This is a genomic window from Pseudomonas sp. FP1740, assembly GCF_030687165.1.
In the GTDB taxonomy this organism is placed as follows: domain Bacteria; phylum Pseudomonadota; class Gammaproteobacteria; order Pseudomonadales; family Pseudomonadaceae; genus Aquipseudomonas.
In genome coordinates this window covers 1015786-1033871 of sequence record NZ_CP117461.1, presented here as the reverse complement: position 1 = coordinate 1033871, position 18086 = coordinate 1015786, and the positions used below count along the sequence as shown (strand labels likewise).

Genomic DNA, 18086 nt, shown 5'->3' with positions numbered 1-18086 from the left:
CTACCCCAACACCCCCAACTCCTTCGCCCGAGCCACAGCCTGCGTACGCCGCTCTACCCCAAGTTTGCTGTTGATATGGCTGGCATGGGTTTTAACGGTATGCAACGAAATGAACAACTGATCACTGATTTCCTGGTTCGAACACCCTTGGGCGATGAGCCGCAAAACCGCCAGTTCACGCGTACTGAGTTGCTCAGCAACAGGCGATGACTCCACCACCGGACGGGAAGCCATTGCTGGAAGCTTTTCCAAGAGGTTCTGCGAAACGGCTGTCGGCGCACAGAGTTGAAGTTGCCCACGCAGCCAGTCCGGCTGCTCGGCCAGCAATCGGTCAAACGGTTGCAGGACGCCTCCGGCGGCCGCTTCCAAAGCCTGGGACAGCGCCCTGCGGGCCTCGGGTTCGCGTCCGCCCGCCAACAACAACGTAACGTTCTGATTCAGCGCCATCACGCTGAGCATCTGCCGACCGCTGCGCTGACCGTGTTCATGCAGCGCATTCAGGCGCCCTTCGGCGAGCATGGGCTGGCCCTTCATCATGTCCAGCACCGCCTGTTGCAACTCAATGTGCAGCGGCAGTTGTGGATGGAATTCCGGGGGGGCCGCCGGGTGCTCGCCGTTATAGGTCTGGCCCAGTCGCGCAAGCCAGGCTTCGGCCAGATCGGTGCGGCCCTGAGCCAGCCAGAGTTCACATTTGACCAGGGTAATCATCGCCAGATAGTAAATCGGCGGGACGTCCCAGATGTGCATCAGGCGCTCGGCTTCGGCAAGTTCGGCGAAGGCCTTCGCGAATTCGCCGCTGTTGCCCTCCAGCCGGGCAATCACGCAGTGGCCGATTAATACGCTGATATCGCGACAGGCCCGGGCTTCGCCCAACCCCGCTTGCAAACGTGCCCGTGCGGCCTGGGGTTGCAAGCGCAGCGCCAGCAAAAAACCCTCGTACAAGGTCAGGCGCGCGCGCACCGCATAAAGCCGTTGAGGGGATAAACCTTGCAGGCGTTGCAGCCCCTGACGGACTTCATCCAGTGAACGCAGGATCTCCCCTCGCGCCTGCAATACCCGGGCGCGGTCGTAATGAGCCAAGGCCTCGAACAACGGATTGCCAACGCGCTGTGCCAACTCCAGCGAATCACGATTCAACCCCCGGGCACGCCACAAGTCGCCATCGGCAATCGCCAGATTGGACAATGTCGACAGGCACATCAGTCGCTGTCCATACCGTTTGGCCGGCAGGCTTTCCAGCGCTTCGGTGCAATAGAGCATGGTCAGCTCGCGATCGCCTCGCCCCCGGGCAATGATCCCGCTCAGGGCCAGCCATTGCGCCAGCATGGATTTTTGCGCAGTAGCCGACGGTGCCGGCAGGAAGCGGCTCAGGTGACTGGCCAGCTCCTCGGCGGCGTCCAGTTGACAGGCCAGCCCCAACGCCCAGCTGTAGAGCACGATCAGCCGTGGCGTGCTGATTAACAGGCTATCGGGCAAGTCCATTTTCCAGCGCAGCAACATGCCGACGTTCTGCTCGGCCAGCAGTTGCTCTTCAGAAAGGTTTTGCACCAGATTCGCCGCGACATCCAGATGCCCGGCGCGCAACGCCTGCTCCACCGCCTCATCGAGTAGCCCTTGGGCGTTGAACCAGCGGCAGGCGCGCAGGTGCAAGCTGGCCGTCGGCACCATCGCCTGGGCGGTGGGCCGGCTGCGCAACAGATCGGAAAAAAGGTGGTGATAGCGATACCAGTGACCGTGTTCGTCCAACGGCACCAGAAACACCTGATGCGCCAGCAGGAAACGCAGGATTTCGGCGCTGTCATGGGCTTCGCGCACAGCGTCGCACAGCTCACTGCAAAAGCGTTCCTGGGGCGCGGTGTCGTACAGGAATGACTGCACCTCGGCGGGCAGGCAATCGATGACTTCTTCGAGCAGGTAATCGCGAATCAGCCCTTCCCCGCCGTACAACGACTGGGGCAATGCACCCTCGCGGCCCACCTCGGAGGCCGCCAAGAGCCAGAAGCGCAGCCCTGCCACCCAGCCTTCGCTGCGCTGGATCAAATTCTCCAGCGCCTCGCCACGCAATGAAATGCTGTGTCGATCAAGCAGGCTCAGGGCTTCATCATGGGTCAACCGAAGATCCTGCTCATGCAACTCGAGCAGTTGCCGCGACAGCCGCAGGCGTGCCAGATGCCAGTCCGGACGCTGCCGACTGGTGACCATGACCAACAGGCCATCGGGTAAATGATTGAGGAAAAACTGCAGACAACGATCAAGCACCGGGCCCTGGGCCAGATGATAGTCATCAAGTACCAACAGCAGCGGCGTGTTGGGTGAGAGGTGCACGGCCAGTTCATCGAGCAAACCGTCCAGCCATTCTTCAAAGGCGAACGGTTGATGACGTTGGCGCATTTTCAGCAGCCCCAACGCCTGGCTGCCCAGTTGTGGAAAGTAGTCCTGAAGACCTTCGAGCAGGCGCTCAAGAAAACGGCCGGGATCACTGTCCCGCAGACTCAAGCCCAGCCACAGGCTTTGCCAGTGATCCGGCAACCCCTGACAGAACTCCACCGCCAATGAACTCTTGCCGAACCCCGCCGGCGCGCTGACCAGCAACAGCCTGCCACCCAGGCCTGCACTCAGGCGCTCGCACAGACGCGGCCGCAGCACATGGCCGGCGGGCAGCGGAGGCCGGAAAAAACGCCCGTCCAGTGCCGCGACGGCAACGCTTGCAGGGCCCGGAAGTGGGGACAGATCAGTCATGGCCGGCTCTTGTTTGAAATACTGATGGCGGCGTTACAGATGTCCGCAGCCTAGCGGTAAACGAAGAGCTATTGAAGGTTATTGCTACAAATGGCTACAAAAAGACTACGAGCAAAAATGTCGGTAAACCGGACAACCACACCGGACAACGATCTTTATGAACTGCCAAAAAAAACGCCCCGAACCAGTCGGGGCGCTTTTTCGAGGATGCGGCCTCGGGTTACAACGTTTTAGCGAACGCCTTCCTGACGCAACGCGGCCGGAGTGAAGTCGGCGGTGCTGGCGGTGAAGCCGAAGTTATAGGCCGACTTCTCTTCGTTCTTCATGCCCAGTGCCAGGTAGCGGCCCGATTGCAGGTCGTACAAGGTTTCGAGGGCGTACCACGGCACTTGCTTGTCGTAGTAGTTCTCGGAGTGAGCCTCGGCGACGCGCCACAGTTGCCCGCGACCGTCGTAGTGGTCGACCACTGCCGCCTGCCAGGTGTCTTCGTCGATATAGAAGTCACGTTTGGCGTAGATGTGACGCTGACCTTCCTTCAGTGTCGCGACCACATGCCAGACCCGGCGCAGTTCATAGCGAGCCAGGTCCTGGTTGATGTGACCAGCCTTGATGATGTCGGCGTACTTCAGCTGTGGCGAATCGAGCTTGTAGCTGTCGGAGGCGATGTACATCTCTTTCTTGCCTTCGAGCTTCCAGTCATAGCGATCCGGCGCACCGTTGTACATGTCCAGGTTGTCGGAGGTACGCAGGCCATCGGCAGCGGTACCCGGCCCGTCGTAGGACACTTGCGGCGCACGACGCACACGGCGCTGCCCGGCGTTGTAGACCCACGCCGAACGCGGTTCTTTAACCTGGTCGAGGGTTTCGTGCACCAGCAGCACGCCACCGGCCAGACGAGCCGGCGCGGTCACTTTCTGCTTGAAGTAGAACAGAATGTTGCCCGGGTTCTTCGGGTCGTAATCCTTCATCCTGTCGCGGAACACGAACTGGTCCTCGAAGTACACCAGGCTGAACGAGCCGTTCGGCTGCGGCGTGGCCTGGGTTATCAGACGGGTCACACTGCCGCCGCGATAACGGGTGATATGGTTCCAGATAACTTCAACGCCACTTTTCGGAATCGGGAACGGGATCGCGGTTTCGAAGTTCTCCAGACCATTACCACCGGACACCAGGTTAGTGTTGGTAGCGTTCTTCTTGATGGAGGCAAACACCTCATCCGGCACAGTGGCGCCACGATGGGACGGGTAGACCGGCATCTTGAAGGTTTCCGGGTAGCGCTTGAACATCGCGTACTGGCCCGGCGCGAGTTTGTCCTTGTACTGGTCGACGTTCTGCGCGGTGATGGTGAACAGCGGTTTTTCACCCGCGAACGGATCAGACAGAAAACCCTTGCTGTCCACGCTACCGGCGTTTTTTGGCATCGGTTTCCAGGCCGGGATCGAGCCGTCGGCGTTGCCCGCCATCTCGGCCCCCATCGGGGTCAGGCTCTTGCCCAGCTTGTCCGCTTCGGCCGCAGGGACCGCCGCCATGACAGCGGTCGCCAGCAGCGAAAGCCCCAGAACACCAACATGGAACAGACTCTTTGTTATTTTCATAAATGTGTTCGTCCTGAAAATGCAGTGCTTAGAAGTTCACGCCGAAGCTGAGCGCAACGAAGTCGCGGTCATCTACGGTGGTGTACTTGCCGTCAAAGAAGTTGGTGTACGCCAGGCTCGCGGTGTAGGTGTTCTGGTATTCGGCATCGAGCCCCAGGCTTACCGCTTTACGACCTTCCTCGAAGTTGCCGCCAGGGCCTGGCGAGTAACCGCTCACGTCGTGGGACCAGGCCACGTTCGGCTTGAGGTTCACACCGGCGAATACGTCGGGGTATTCCCAAATGGCCCGGGCGCGATAACCCCACGAAGTAGCCGTAGTGAAGCCGTCGTTGTTGCAATTGCGGCTGCGGTTGTTGGTAGCGGCACCCGCGCCGGCACCATTGATGGTGCTGGTGTTGAGGATCGCCGAGCAGGTATCGAGGCCACCGGTGGACGGCAGTTCGCCAGGCCCGTAGACCGGGTCACGGCCATAACGGACGTCAGAGGTACTTTCCAGGCCACCGACGTGGGTCACGCCCACTTCGCCCACCAGGGTCAGGCGGCTGGCGCCCATGACCTGATCGAAGAAGTGCGTCAGGGTGGTCTGGAACTGGGTGATTTCCTTGCGGCGATAGCCGTGCAAGTCCTGACCCGGCACGCCATCGAGCAGCGAAGCATTGGTCAGGGCGCCGCCCAATGGGCGCACGCCAGCAAACAGGATGTCAGTGGAGTTGAGCTGCACCGGCGCGTTCGGACGGTAGCTGATCTCGCCGCTCCACGCCGTACCGGTAGGCAGGGTGGTGGAGAAGCTCAAGCCGTAGAGGCGGATGTCTTCCGGGTACTCGACGAAGTACTGGGAATTACCTGCGACTACCAGTGGCCCCAGCGCGCGGAACGCCGCCGGCAAAGCTGCCACGCCGTTGTAGATCGATTGCGGAGCACCGGTGGCACTGAAGATCGGCGCACGGCTGTGGTAATTCATGAAGTACGCGCCGAACTCTGTATCGAGCGGATCGAACATGTACTTCAAGGACGCGCCCCACTGGCCGCTGTCCCGCGCATCGCGGTCAGCACCACGACGCACCAGCACACCTTCTTCGTTGACGTCGACGCCCGCCGCGGCCAATGGGCCCAATGCTATGGACGGAATGGTCGAGCGCTTGTTCAGCACGCGCAGGTTGTTGTCGCAACCGTCGGCAATGATGTCGGGCTGGGAGAAAAAGGTGCCGCAGTTGTCGACGACGGTCTGGTCCCATTCCAACTGATAGAAGGCTTCGGCCGACAGGGTGTCGGTGAGGCTCTGGGACACGTAGAACATGTTGACCGGGATCAGCCCTTCCTTGACCTCGGCGCCGGGACGACGGAACGCGGAGACGTCGATCGGGTTGATCGAGTTGATGCCGCCGCCGATGAAAGTACTTTCACCCCAGCTCACAACCTGCTTGCCCAAACGCACGGAACCCGGCTGATCGGCAATGGAGTAGTTGTGGTAGACGAAGGCGTCGAGGATCTCGCCGCCGGAGGATTTGGCGCCTTCCTTGCGGTTGCTGTCGCTGATGTCCTTGAATTCGCGGCTTTCATCCTTGAGTTCGAAGTCGTACCAGTATTTGCCCCGAACGAAGACACCGGTGTCGCCATATTTCAGTTCAAGGTCATGGATACCCTTGAAGATCTTCGAGAAGGTTTCGCCGCTCTTGAAGTTGGCGTGACCGTCATCGGACGTCTGGGACAGGCCGTGGCCCCCGTTATTGACGCCGATAAGGTTTTTGTTGGGACTCTGAGTAGACCAACTGGCTCCGATCGACAGGGATGAGTCGAATTGGCCTTCGATTTCACCGACGTTGAAACTGACGCCGAATGCAGGCCCGGCGAGCGAAGAAGCAAGACTGACCGCCAAGGGCAGTTTCGCCCGGCGCCAGAACTGGTTTACTGATGTCATCGACGCTACTCCATGTGCATTATTGTTATGGCTTAGTACTTTTAAAAACGCTGTGGGTAACCGAAGCCAAGCGGTCCGAAGTCACTCCAAAGTTGCATCGCCCCCGTTTATTGCGTGAGCTCCGTTCTTAAAAATCCTTGAGCGGACTATAGCCAGCAGGTAGTAGTGCTTGATCCCTCTAAAGTGTGATTTGCGCTGCCGGCCAATCTGGAACAGTCCTTTCGCCAGTCCGACACATGTCGGCACGGCAAGGATGGCTGAAAATTCGGATTTCACAAGCCAAGCGCTTGCTTGGTGGCTCTGGCGTGCCCTTTCGGACACGCCAGATGACGCTTAAAGCGTCGAGAGGAAGGTGCTGTTGTTGGCCTGCCATTCGGTGATGTCGACGCGGATACGCTTCTTGTCGAGCTTGCCGACGCTGGTCTTGGGAATTTCAGTAACAATGGCGATCTGACTCGGGATAGCCCACTTGCTCAGGTGCCCCTGTTCAACGTACGGCTTGAGGTGCTCCTTGAGTTCCCTGGCCCCGATCTGATGCCCTTCGCGAACCACCAGCAGCGCAAATGGACGCTCGCCCCACTGCGGATCGGCGATGCCCACTACTGCTACCTCGCGTACCGCAGGGTGGCGACTGATCAGGTCTTCCAGGTCCAGGGAAGAGATCCACTCGCCACCGGTCTTGATCACATCCTTGATCCGGTCACGGATGTCGATCACGCCCATGCTGTCCAGGGTTGCCACGTCGCCGGTGTGCAGCCAGCCCCCGGCCCAGAGCTCGGCGCCTTTTTGCGGCTCGTTGAAGTAACCCTCGGTGAGCCACGGCGCACGCAGCACCAGTTCGCCCTGGGTTTCACCATCGGCAGGCAGGAAGTTGCCTTCGGTGTCGACGATTGCCGCCTCAACCAACGGCCCCGGCACACCAGCCTTGATCCGGTAGGTGGTGCGTTCGTCTTCGGTGCCGGCCATCAGCTCATCGTTGAGGTGGGCGCAGGATACCAATGGCCCGGTCTCCGACATGCCATAAGCGGCGGTCAATTGGATGCCCTTGGCCTTGGCGGCGTCGTACAGCGCATGGTTGAGCGCACTGCCGCCGATGACGATTTTCCAGCCACCGAAATCGACGTTTTGCGCCGCCTTGGCATTGAGGACCATTTGCAGAATGGTCGGCACGCAGTGGGAAAAGCTCACCTTCTCCTTGCGCCACAGCTCCACCAGATATTCGGGGTCGTAACGGCCCGGATAAACCTGCTTGAGCCCGAGCATGGTCGCCACATACGGCAAGCCCCAGGCATGCACATGGAACATCGGGGTGATCGGCATGTACACGTCGTTGGTGCCCAACAGCCGCACGCTGTCGATGGCGCCCATGATGGTCGCCACGCCCATGGTATGCAGCACCAGCTGCCGATGGGTGAAATACACGCCTTTGGGGTTACCGGTGGTGCCGGTGGTGTAGAACGTGGTGGCCACCGAGTTTTCGTCGAAGTCCTGGAAGTCGTACTGCGGGCTCGCCGCGGCCAGCAGTTGCTCGTACTCACCGACAAGGTTCGGCAACTCGGCAGTTTTTTCCGGCAAGTCGGTCAGCAGCAGGGTTTTCTCCACCGTGGTCAGGTGCCCGGCAATCGCCTTGTACAAACCGACGAACTCGCTGTTGACCAGCACAAAGCGGTCCTCGGCGTGGTTCATGGTGTAGAGAATCTGTTCTGGCGACAGCCGCACGTTAATGGTGTGGATCACCGCGCCGATCATCGGGATGGCGAACATGCATTCCAGGTAGCGATGGCTGTCCCAGTCCATTACCGCCACGGTATCCCCGGCCTTCACGCCGGCCTCTGTCAGCACATTGGCCAGCCGCGCAACCCGCTCGATCAGGGTCGGATAGCTGTAGCGCAACTGATCGCGGTAGATGATTTCGCGAGTTTTTTCGTAACGGGCGCCGGACATCAGCAGCCGTTTAATCAACAGCGGATACTGGTAAGCGCCCTCGGCTGGAGGAATAACGCGAGTCTGCAACATAAGAGTCCCTTTTTGACTGCACAGTCTTGGCTGCTAAAGCTAAGCACTCTAGAGGCCTTGAACGCCAGCCAAATCAGCCAAAGGTATGATTTGCAGAGCCGTACAAATGATAGCTTTGCGCCAGCATTTGCGAGAGTTCGTCAGCCGTTACGCCATTTTTCCTACGGCAGCCTCGGCTGGTGTCCGGGGGAAAACCATTGCAGCCACGAAGGTCAACGCCGCAATACTCGCCAATATCAGGTAAAGGCCTACAAAACCTTGGCGCGGTTCGACGAACGAAATCAGCGGAATCGCGGTAGCACTGGCACCGAACGATAAACAGTAACGCAGCGCGAAGACTCGGGATTGCCATTGCGGCGCGACAAAGTTGGCGACCATCGCATCATTCACCGTGACCTGGCCAAACACCACGAACATGAACGCCGCACCCAGCACGATCACGGCCCAGCCGTCGACATAGGCCAACCCGAACAACAGTGGCGCCTGGCACAGCGTCAACACTATGAACGGCCATTTCAGACTGAAACGATGCAAGACCCGGCCGATGCTCAACTGTGCCACGGCGCCGAAGGCATACGCCAGGCTGACCACGACGCCAAGGATTTGCGGTGAAGTAAACAAATCGTGCAGGCGTTCCTGAAACAATTTCGGATAGGTCATGGTCGTGGCGTTGAACACCACACCGCCGGTCGCGGTGGCCAAGGCCAGTACGCCGAACACCATGACCATGGAAATCCGCTGACCGGCCGCATCTTTGAGCGGTGTATGCGCACGCTTGGGGATCGGTTCTTCGCGCACCTGAAACGCGAAACCGATGCCCAGCCCAATCGCCACCACGCCAGGCAAAACGAACGCCGAACGCCAGCCGAGTTGCGCCACCAGCAACCCGGTGATCAGCGCCGAAAACGCCACGCCAAGGTTGCCCCACATGCCGTTGATACCGATTTCGCGGCCCCGGTTCTGCGCGTAAGCCACCAGCATCGCGGTGCCCACCGGGTGATAGATCGCAGCGAAAATACCGATCAGCGTCAGGCCGAGTACCAGCATCGGTGCGCTGCTGCTCACGCCGGTAAAGATCGCCGAAGCGCCAATGCCGAAAAAAAACACCAGCATCATTTTCCGTCGGCTCCAGCGATCCCCCAGCCAACCGGCCGGCAGCGAACAGGCGCCAAAAGCAATAAAGCCACCGAGAGACAGGCCGATCAGCGCAGCGTAGTCCAGTGTGAAGGCCTGGGTCATGCCGAGAACGGCGGCGGGAAAAATCAGCATGAACATGTGATCGATCACATGGGCTGCGTTGATATAGCGGAGGACATTTCTGGACTGGTTCATCGCGGCACGCTTACGTTGTAGTGAGCGGCTTATGCTAAGTTGGCGAAAAAGAGTAATCCTGACAACAAAGTCATTGGATCTGACATGTTAATCAGCCATTTCCTGCACGGGCCGGTCAGCGCCTATCCGCGAGACTACGTGGACGGTGCTCATCAGGAACTGCATCAACACCGCGAAGCTCAGTTGCTGTACGCCGTTTGCGGCACCATGCGAGTGGTCACTGCGCAAGGTGCCTGGGTCATTCCACCAACCCGAGCCGTGTGGATTCCGCCATTGGTGGCGCATGAAATTTTCATGTCGGGCGAGGTGCGCATGCGTTCGCTGTTCATTGCCCCCGAACTGTCGCCGCCAACGCTGCAACAGTGCTGTGTGCTGGCCGTCACGCCGCTGCTGCGCGAGCTGATCCTGCGCGCGGTGCAAGGTCCGCGACACGCGGAAAACTCATTGATTCAGAAGCTGATGCTGGAAGAGATCGCCAGCCTGGAAAACCTTCCGCTACACATTCCAATGCCCGAGGACCGACGCCTGCAGGGCATCTGCATGGCGCTGCTGCGCGCACCGAATCACTCCAACACCCTGGAAGACTGGGCACAGCAGGTCGGCGCCAGTTCTCGAACCTTGGCGCGACTATTCCAGCAGCAACTGAAGATGAATTTCAATGCATGGCGCCAGCAACTGCGCCTGATGGAAGCCCTGCCGCGTCTGCTCGCCGGGGAAAGCGTGCAGAGCGTGGCGCGCGACCTGGGCTACGGCAGTGCTCGAGCGTTCAGCGCAATGTTTCGCCGTTTGCTCGGGGAAAACCCTCGGGAATACCTGAACGCGCTGAACAAATTGAGCGAACTCAATCCCCCGTAGACACTCAGCGCGATCAATGCATCTCGGTGAACGCGAGTTTCACGCCGATGGCGATCAGCACCGCGCCCATGGTCCGGTCGAACCAGTGGCCCATGCGGGCGAAACCGGCGCGCACGCGTTGTTGACTGAACAACATCGCCACCAGGCAAAACCAGAGCGCCGTTGCCGCTGCCAGATAGATCCCGTAACCGGCCTGTACCGCCAGCGGCGTGTGCGGGTTGATCACCACGGTGAACAGCGACAGGAAAAACAGCGTGGCTTTCGGGTTCAGGCCATTGGTCACGAACCCCGCAGTGAAGGCGCCCCGCGCGGTGCGCTCACCCGCTTCCTGGTGCAGGTCGTCAGCCGCAGGTTTGGTCGGTTGTGCGCGCAGGGCCTTGTAGCCGATGTACAGCAGGTACGCGGCAGCGGCCCATTTCAAGGCGTTGAACAGCACGATCGACTGAGACACGATCAGCCCGATCCCCAGCAGCGAATAACCGACGTGCAGGAAAATCGCCGAACCGACGCCCAGCGCCGTCCAGGTCCCGGCACGGCGACCGTGAGTCACGCTCTCTCGCACCACCACGGCGAAATCCGGGCCTGGGCTTGCAACAGCCAGCAGGTGAATCAGCGCAACGGTCAAGAATTCTGTCCAGTACATGGGGGCTCCTTTTGGCCAAGCGTAACTGCTTGTTTCATCTGGTAGGCTCGGCAGATTACGCCTTCAGTTCAACGCACAAAAGGTACAGTTGATGACGAACTCTCGCCGCGCCGTTTTCCTCGACCATCCGTCCCTGGACCTCGGCGATCTCGACCTCAGCCCACTACGCGAGTGCTTCAGCGACTTGCAGCTGTTCGCCCAGACCACGCCTGCGCAGGTGATCGAACGCCTCAAAGGCGCCACTGTCGCCATCACCAATAAAATCCTGATTGATGCGGCGGCCATGGCGGCCAGCCCCGAGTTGAAGTTGATCCTGATCACCGCCACCGGCACTAATAACGTCGATCTGGCCGCCGCCCGCGCCCACGGAATCACTGTTTGCAATTGCCAGGGTTACGGCACGCCGTCGGTGGCTCAGCACACAATCATGTTGTTGCTGAACCTGGCGACGCGCCTGGGCGACTATCAAAAAGCTGTCGCCGAAGGTCGCTGGCAACAGGCGAAACAGTTCTGCCTGCTGGATTACCCGATCGTCGAACTCGAAGGTAAAACCCTCGGTTTGCTCGGCCACGGTGAACTGGGCGGTGCCGTCGCGCGGCTGGCAGAAGCGTTCGGCATGCGCGTCTTGCTGGGGCAGATTCCGGGCCGCCCTGCCCGCCCGGATCGCTTGCCGCTGGACGAACTGCTGCCGCAAATCGACGCCCTGACCCTGCATTGCCCGCTCAACGAACACACCCGACACTTCATCGGTGCCCGTGAACTGGCCTCGATGAAGCCCGGTGCTTTCGTGGTCAACACCGCGCGCGGTGGCTTGATCGACGAACAAGCATTGGCCGACGCCCTGCGCAACGGCCACTTGGGCGGCGCGGCCACCGACGTGTTGAGTGTCGAACCACCGACTGCGGGCAATCCGCTGCTGGCCCAGGACATTCCACGGCTGATCGTCACCCCGCACAACGCCTGGGGCAGCCGCGAGGCGCGGCAGCGAATCGTTGGCCAGTTGACGGAAAACGCTCAGGCTTATTTCAGCGGTAAAGCGCTGCGGGTCGTCAGTTGATAAACTGCGGCACTTTTTTTCAAGGAGCAGAGTATGGATCCGCGCAGTGAAGTACTGCTTCGTCAGGCCGAGTTGTTCCAGGGTTCGGTATTGCTGGCCGGTTTGCCCGCCGACGACTTGCTGGGTCGCTTGCCCGATGCCCACGGCTGGTGCTGGCACGCCGGCGATCAAGCAGCACTGGACGCCCGTTTCGCCGGGCGCAGCCATTTTGGCGTGAATGCGCCCGAGCGCGAATTCGAAAGCGCCGTGGTGTTTCTGCCCAAGTCCAAGGACCTGACCGACTATATCCTCAACGCCCTCGCCTCTCGTCTGGCCGGTCGTGAGTTGTATCTGGTCGGCGAAAAACGCAGCGGCATCGAAGGCGCGGCCAAGCAGTTGAACCCCTTCGGCAAACCACGCAAGCTCGACAGCGCGCGACATTGCCAGCTCTGGCAGGTCACCGTGGCCAATGCGCCAGAAGCCAAGTCGCTGGAAAGCCTGGCCCAGACCTATGAACTGCCATTGGCCGAAGGGCCGTTGAAAGTCATCAGCCTGCCGGGCGTGTTCAGCCATGGCCGACTGGATCGCGGCAGCGCCCTGCTACTGGAGCATCTGGACAAACTGCCTGGCGGCCACTTGCTGGACTTCGGTTGCGGCGCAGGCGTGCTGGGGGCAGCGGTCAAGCGGCGTTACCCGCACAACCAGGTCACCCTGCTCGATGTCGACGCGTTTGCCGCCGCCAGCAGTCGCCTGACCCTGGCCGCCAACGGTCTGGAGGCGGAAGTGTTGACCGGTGACGGCATCGACGCAGCGCCCATGGGCTTGAGCGCGATTCTGAGCAATCCACCGTTCCATGTCGGCGTACACACCGACTACTTCGCCACAGAAAACTTGCTGCGAAAAGCAGCTAAACATCTGAAAAATGGCGGCGAACTGCGGCTGGTTGCGAACAGTTTCCTGAAGTATCAGCCGCTGATCGAAGAGCACTTGGGCGTGTGTGCAATCAAGGCTGAAGGACAGGGTTTTAGAATCTACCGGGCCAAGCGTGGCTGAAAACGCTTTTGCAAAAGAGGGCTTGCCCAATCGGATTTGCCTAGGCAGAATCCGCTCCGTCCTAGGGGAGTAGTCTCCCACGAGCGCCATGCTCGTCCGGCATACGTCAACATACTTGGTCCTCAGACCATGGCGTATGCGACCCACGCGTTCGCATCAGACGGATCGCAGGGTTTGACAAGACCTATGACACGAACACCTTACCCGGGGCGGGAAGGCTGTACGTGTCATAGCCGTGTCGACCCGCCCCTTAGGAAAACCCTGATGATGCTGGACTCTCTACTCGTTCCCACCGCAATCGTTGCCTTGGCCGAAATTGGCGACAAGACGCAACTGCTCGCACTCATTCTCGCCGCTCGCTTTCGCAAACCCTGGCCGATCATTGCCGGTATCGTCGCCGCGACCCTGGCCAACCACGCGGCGGCCGGTGCGGTAGGCGCCTGGTTCGGCAGTTTCTTCTCGAATGCGACGCTGCACTGGATCCTCGCCGCCAGCTTCGCCGCCACCGCGCTGTGGACCCTGGTGCCGGATAAAATGGACGAAGACGAAGCCAGCACCGCCCGCAAGTTCGGACCGTTTCTGACCACGCTGATTGCGTTCTTCCTCGCGGAGATGGGCGACAAGACCCAGGTCGCGACCGTGATGCTCGCCGCGCAATACCCGGATCTGTGGCTGGTGATCCTCGGCACTACCGCCGGGATGTTGATTGCCAACGTGCCGGTGGTACTGGCGGGCAACTTTGCGGCGGAAAAACTGCCTCTGACTTTGATCCGTCGCCTGGCGGCGTCGGCGTTCTTCATCCTGGCGATTGTCGCGGTGTACAAGGCGATGCAGAGCAGTGGCTGGGTTTGAGACGACAACCCGATCATTCCCACGCTCTGCGTGGGAATGCATCCGGTGACGCTCCGCGTCACGACGTTAAAGCGGACGCGGAGCGCCCATGGCGGCATTCCCACGCAGAGCGTGGGAACGATCACTTACTCAAGATTTCCTGGCTTTCTCGTACAACGGCATGACTTTCGGAATCGCCGCCTGCAACGACGCAATCCGACTGGCCGACGCCGGGTGGGTGCTCAAGAACTCCGGCGGTGCGCCTTCCGAGGCTTTGCTCATTTTGTTCCACAGGGTGATCGCGGCGTTCGGGTTGTAACCGGCGCGGGCGGCCAGTTCGAGGCCGATCAAGTCGGCTTCGTTTTCGTTTTCGCGACTGTTGGGCAACGTCATGCCGTATTTGGCCACGGTGTCTGCCAGGGCCAGGCTGTCCTGCCCCAGACCGAGCAGCGCACCGGCGCCCTGCTTGGCCATTTCGAGACCGTAAGCCCTGGACATTGCTTCACGACTGTGCTCGCGCAAGGCGTGAGCGATTTCATGGCCAATGATGGCGGCGATTTCGTCGTCAGTGAGTTGCAGGGTGTCGATCAGCCCGCTGTAGAAAATGATCTTGCCGCCAGGCCCGCAGGAGGCATTCAGCTCGTCGCTCTTGATCAGGTTCACTTCCCATTGCCACTGGGCCGAATCCGGACGAAACACGGGTGCCTGGGCAATCAGGCGATTGGAGATGGCCTGGACGCGCTTCGCATTGTTACTGGATTTATCCAGCACGCCTTTGGTGCTCGCCTCCCCGATGGTTTGTTGATAAGACTGGGCGTACATCTGGTTGACCTCGGAGGTCGACAACATACTGAACATGTATTGCGTGCGCTCAACGCCCACGGCGCCACCGCTGGTGGTGTTGACCGACTGACAACCGGAAAGCAGCAGACTTGCACTCAGTGCACACAAAACCAATGTCTTACTCATCAAGAAGCTCCCTGGAAACATGCCGCGTATCCTAGGTGGGGATTTGTATCGGCGCCAGATACAACGGACGTGTAGCACGTACATTTCAGACAAAGCCCCTATCACCGTAGGAAAAAATTCACACAACAACGTCCGCCGCGGCTGATCACGGCCAGCAATGATTCATTTACGACATCCAGCACTCTAAAACAGCCAATTCGTTACACCTGGCTCATGCCCCACCGCCCCAGTGCCGATACAGCTCTGCAGACGTCCTCTTGCGTGCGGAGCACCCATGAAATTCAAGTCGATCCAGTTTTCCGTTGCCGCCCTGGCCGGGGCCATTGTGCTCAGCGTTGTCGCAGCCCTGGTGCTGTACGCGCTGTTTTCCGGCGCCCGGACCCAAGACATGGTCCAGCAACGGACTCAGGCGCAGTTCGAGCAAGTCATCGAACAGCGCCTGACATCGCTGGCGCAAACCCAGGTCAGCCAGATCCAGCGCGAACTCGAAGCGCCGCTGCTGATTGCCGGCGGTCTGGTACGGGTCAATGCGCTGATCGGCACACCGGGCGCCGACGGCCAGCCGCAACTGAGCCTGAGCCGTGAGCAACTGATCAGCCTGATCAAGGAAAACGTCGCCCGGAACCCGAAAATTCTCGGCACCTACATTGGGTGGGAAAAAAACGCCCTCGACCACAATGATGCGGCCTACGTCGACACCAAAGTGGTCGGCATCGACGCCAGCAACGGGCGTTTCCTGCCGTGGTGGTTCCGTAACGAAGACGGCAGCCTGGGCCTGGACAAACTGGTGGACGTCGACGACCAGAAAACCTTGTCCACCGGTGTGCGCGCAAGCGAGTACTACCTGTGCTCCAAGGAAACCAAAAAATCCTGCGTGATTGATCCGGCGCCCTACAAGGTGGGCGACAAGATCGTCATGCTCGCCTCCTTCATTGAACCGATCATGCTCAACGGCGCGTTCCAGGGCATCGTCGGCGCCGACCTGTCGGTGAACTTCATCCAGGAAATGCTCCTGGGGGCGAATCAGAAACTGTACAGCGGCGCCGGAGAAATGGCCTTGATCGGCGGGAATGGCCGGATCGTCGCTTACACCAAAGACCCGAGCAAATTCGGCGAAAAGGTCAGCGACATCCTCGACAGCAAGCAGATTGCCAACATGGCCAATCTCAAGCGCGGCGAAGTCACTTACACCGTCGACAAGGCCCAGGGCCGGATCGAGTTGTACCTGCCCTTCGGCATCGGCCAGACCGACGCCCGCTGGACCTTGATGCTGCAACTGCCGCTGAACGCGGTGATGGCCGACCTGCAAAAACTTCAGGGTGACCTGGACGTACAGCGCAAGTCCGACACCTTTGGCATGGCCATGGTCGGCTTGCTGATCGCCGGCATTGGTTTGTTGGTGATCTGGCTGGTGGGCCACGGCATTGCCCGGCCGCTGAAGCAGATGGTGACCATGCTCGATGACATCGCCCAGGGCGAAGGCGACCTGACCCGCCGTCTAACCAGCGACCGCAGCGACGAACTGGGCTCGATCGCCAAGGGTTTCAACACTTTCCTGGCTAAGTTGCAGGCGATGATTACTCAAGTGGTGACATCGGTGCAGAGCGTCAGCGACTCATCGGAACACACCGCCGACATCGCCATTCGCACCAACATCGGTGTGCACAAACAAATGGCCGAGATCGATCAGGTCGCCACCGCCGTACACGAAATGACCGCCACCGCCCAGGACGTGGCGCGCAACGCCACCCAGGCCGCGCAAGCTGCCAGTCATGCCGATCAGGCGGCGGCGCAAGGCATGCAAATCGTCCGGGATACGTCGAATTCGATTGGTGTGTTGGCCATCGAAATCGGCAAAGCCGTCGGCGTGGTGCAGACCCTGGCCAAGGACAGCGAAAACATCAATGCGATCCTGACGGCCATTCGCGGTATCGCCGAGCAGACCAACCTGCTGGCCTTGAATGCGGCCATCGAAGCGGCGCGGGCCGGTGAGCAGGGCCGGGGTTTTGCGGTGGTGGCCGATGAAGTACGCAACCTGGCGCAGAAAACCCAGAAGGCCACGGAAGAAATCCAGACCATGATCCAGCAATTGCAACAAGGCACCCGGGATGTGGTGCGGGTCATGGAAGACAGTCAGAACCGCACCGATGAAAGCGTGCAACACGCGGCGAAAGCGGCCGAAGCGCTGGAAACCATTACGCAAGCGGTGTCGGTGATCAACGACATGAACACCCAGATCGCCAGCGCCGCCGAGGAACAGAGCGCGGTGGCCGACGACATCAACCGCAACGTGATCAACATCGGGCAAGTAGCCAATGAAGTGGCCGGGGGCGCGGATGAATCGAGCGCGGCGAGTGCGGATTTGACTAAGTTGGCGGAACAGCAGCGGCGGTTGATCAATCAGTTCAAGGTGTAGGGTTCAATGATCGTTCCCACGCTTTGCGTGGGAACGATCATTACGCGCTCAACCCGGGGTTAAACATTCCGGCCCATTAAGCTTCGGATCATTCACCAGGTTCGCCAGCACCCGCTCGCGCAATGCCGCGGGTTCGCTGGCCAGCAGCGCCTGCAAGGCATGTAGCGGGGTTTCAGGATTGAGCCAGGCTTCCTGCCCCCCCGCATCGAGAATCAACGGCCGACGCTGACTCGAAGCAGGTTGGGTGATCACCGCCGTACTCAGCCATACCTGCTCCTGCACTGGATACGCTTCCCAGATCGCCGCGAAGTACAGCGTCGAGCCCTCCCCCGGCGTCAGCCAATATGGACGTTTGCGCGTAGTGCCGCGCCACTCGTAAAAACCATTGGCCGGCAGCAGACAACGGCGCAGGCGCAAGGCTTCGCGAAACATCGGCTGTTCGGCAACGGTTTCGGCACGGGCATGGGCCGGCGTACGGGACAGGTCGGTCAGCCACGGCGGCGTCAGGCCCCAACGGGCGCGGGCCAACTCACGCTGCCCGTCTGCACCGGCACGCAGCATCAGTACCGAATCATTGGGGGAGATATTCCACTGGGCCTGCTGATCGGCGGGGAATCCGGGCAGGGCCGCGAAGGCGGGGTTCCAGCGAAACAGGGCATAACGTCCACACATGGGGCAATACG

13 protein-coding genes, 1 pseudogene and 1 riboswitch are annotated in these 18086 nt (G+C 60.2%); of the genes and pseudogenes, 6 read left to right on the top strand and 8 right to left on the bottom strand.

Annotated elements, in window-relative coordinates:
• The 5 genes from PSH69_RS04465 to PSH69_RS04445 form a co-directional block, all read right to left on the bottom strand.
• Window positions 1-2739, bottom strand: a complete 2739-nt coding sequence (locus PSH69_RS04465; protein ID WP_305411181.1) for a LuxR C-terminal-related transcriptional regulator — start codon at window positions 2737-2739, stop codon at window positions 1-3.
• Between the two features lie 230 nt (window positions 2740-2969).
• Complete coding sequence (locus PSH69_RS04460; RefSeq protein WP_305411180.1) at window positions 2970-4334, bottom strand: DUF1329 domain-containing protein; 1365 nt, start codon at window positions 4332-4334, stop codon at window positions 2970-2972.
• A 28-nt stretch (window positions 4335-4362) separates the two neighbouring features.
• Window positions 4363-6252: a DUF1302 domain-containing protein gene (locus PSH69_RS04455; protein ID WP_305411179.1), complete on the bottom strand. Its 1890-nt coding sequence runs from the start codon at window positions 6250-6252 to the stop codon at window positions 4363-4365.
• 333 nt (window positions 6253-6585) lie between these two features.
• Window positions 6586-8268 (bottom strand): fatty acid--CoA ligase, encoded by a 1683-nt coding sequence (locus tag PSH69_RS04450; RefSeq protein WP_305411178.1) that lies wholly within the window; start codon window positions 8266-8268, stop codon window positions 6586-6588.
• A gap of 147 nt (window positions 8269-8415) precedes the next feature.
• On the bottom strand, window positions 8416-9600 hold the full coding sequence (locus PSH69_RS04445) for an MFS transporter (RefSeq protein WP_305411177.1): 1185 nt from the start codon (window positions 9598-9600) through the stop codon (window positions 8416-8418).
• A gap of 84 nt (window positions 9601-9684) precedes the next feature.
• Here PSH69_RS04445 and PSH69_RS04440 point away from each other — a divergent pair, with 84 nt between their 5' ends.
• The gene (locus tag PSH69_RS04440) at window positions 9685-10455 is read left to right on the top strand and encodes a helix-turn-helix domain-containing protein (protein WP_111454523.1); all 771 of its coding nucleotides are present in this window, start codon (window positions 9685-9687) and stop codon (window positions 10453-10455) included.
• A gap of 13 nt (window positions 10456-10468) precedes the next feature.
• Here the strand turns inward: PSH69_RS04440 and PSH69_RS04435 are convergent, their stop codons facing one another.
• On the bottom strand, window positions 10469-11098 hold the full coding sequence (locus tag PSH69_RS04435; RefSeq protein ID WP_305411176.1) for a LysE family translocator: 630 nt from the start codon (window positions 11096-11098) through the stop codon (window positions 10469-10471).
• Between the two features lie 91 nt (window positions 11099-11189).
• Here PSH69_RS04435 and PSH69_RS04430 point away from each other — a divergent pair, with 91 nt between their 5' ends.
• The 3 genes from PSH69_RS04430 (at window position 11190) to PSH69_RS04420 (ending at window position 14039) form a co-directional block, all read left to right on the top strand.
• Window positions 11190-12155: a 2-hydroxyacid dehydrogenase gene (locus PSH69_RS04430; protein ID WP_204125520.1), complete on the top strand. Its 966-nt coding sequence runs from the start codon at window positions 11190-11192 to the stop codon at window positions 12153-12155.
• 33 nt (window positions 12156-12188) lie between these two features.
• Window positions 12189-13187 carry a class I SAM-dependent methyltransferase gene (locus PSH69_RS04425; RefSeq protein WP_305411175.1) on the top strand — a complete coding sequence of 333 codons (999 nt, stop codon included), beginning with the start codon at window positions 12189-12191 and terminating at the stop codon, window positions 13185-13187.
• Window positions 13188-13239: 52 nt separating this feature from the next.
• Window positions 13240-13362: riboswitch (yybP-ykoY riboswitch) on the top strand.
• 92 nt (window positions 13363-13454) lie between these two features.
• Complete coding sequence (locus PSH69_RS04420; protein WP_026286682.1) at window positions 13455-14039, top strand: TMEM165/GDT1 family protein; 585 nt, start codon at window positions 13455-13457, stop codon at window positions 14037-14039.
• A gap of 129 nt (window positions 14040-14168) precedes the next feature.
• Here the strand turns inward: PSH69_RS04420 and PSH69_RS04415 are convergent, their stop codons facing one another.
• A complete protein-coding gene (locus tag PSH69_RS04415; RefSeq protein ID WP_305411174.1) occupies window positions 14169-14987 on the bottom strand; it encodes a M48 family metallopeptidase in 819 nt (272 codons plus the stop codon).
• A 274-nt stretch (window positions 14988-15261) separates the two neighbouring features.
• On the opposite strand from PSH69_RS04415, the pseudogene PSH69_RS30210 reads away from it, so the two are divergent.
• Together PSH69_RS30210 and PSH69_RS30205 are read left to right on the top strand one after the other, a co-directional pair.
• Window positions 15262-16500, top strand: a pseudogene (locus tag PSH69_RS30210) (methyl-accepting chemotaxis protein); the annotation flags it as partial.
• A 60-nt stretch (window positions 16501-16560) separates the two neighbouring features.
• Window positions 16561-17403: a methyl-accepting chemotaxis protein gene (locus PSH69_RS30205; protein WP_370695251.1), complete on the top strand. Its 843-nt coding sequence runs from the start codon at window positions 16561-16563 to the stop codon at window positions 17401-17403.
• 48 nt (window positions 17404-17451) lie between these two features.
• Here the strand turns inward: PSH69_RS30205 and PSH69_RS04405 are convergent, their stop codons facing one another.
• Window positions 17452-18075: an SOS response-associated peptidase gene (locus PSH69_RS04405; protein ID WP_305411172.1), complete on the bottom strand. Its 624-nt coding sequence runs from the start codon at window positions 18073-18075 to the stop codon at window positions 17452-17454.
• Window positions 18076-18086: the final 11 nt, after the last annotated feature.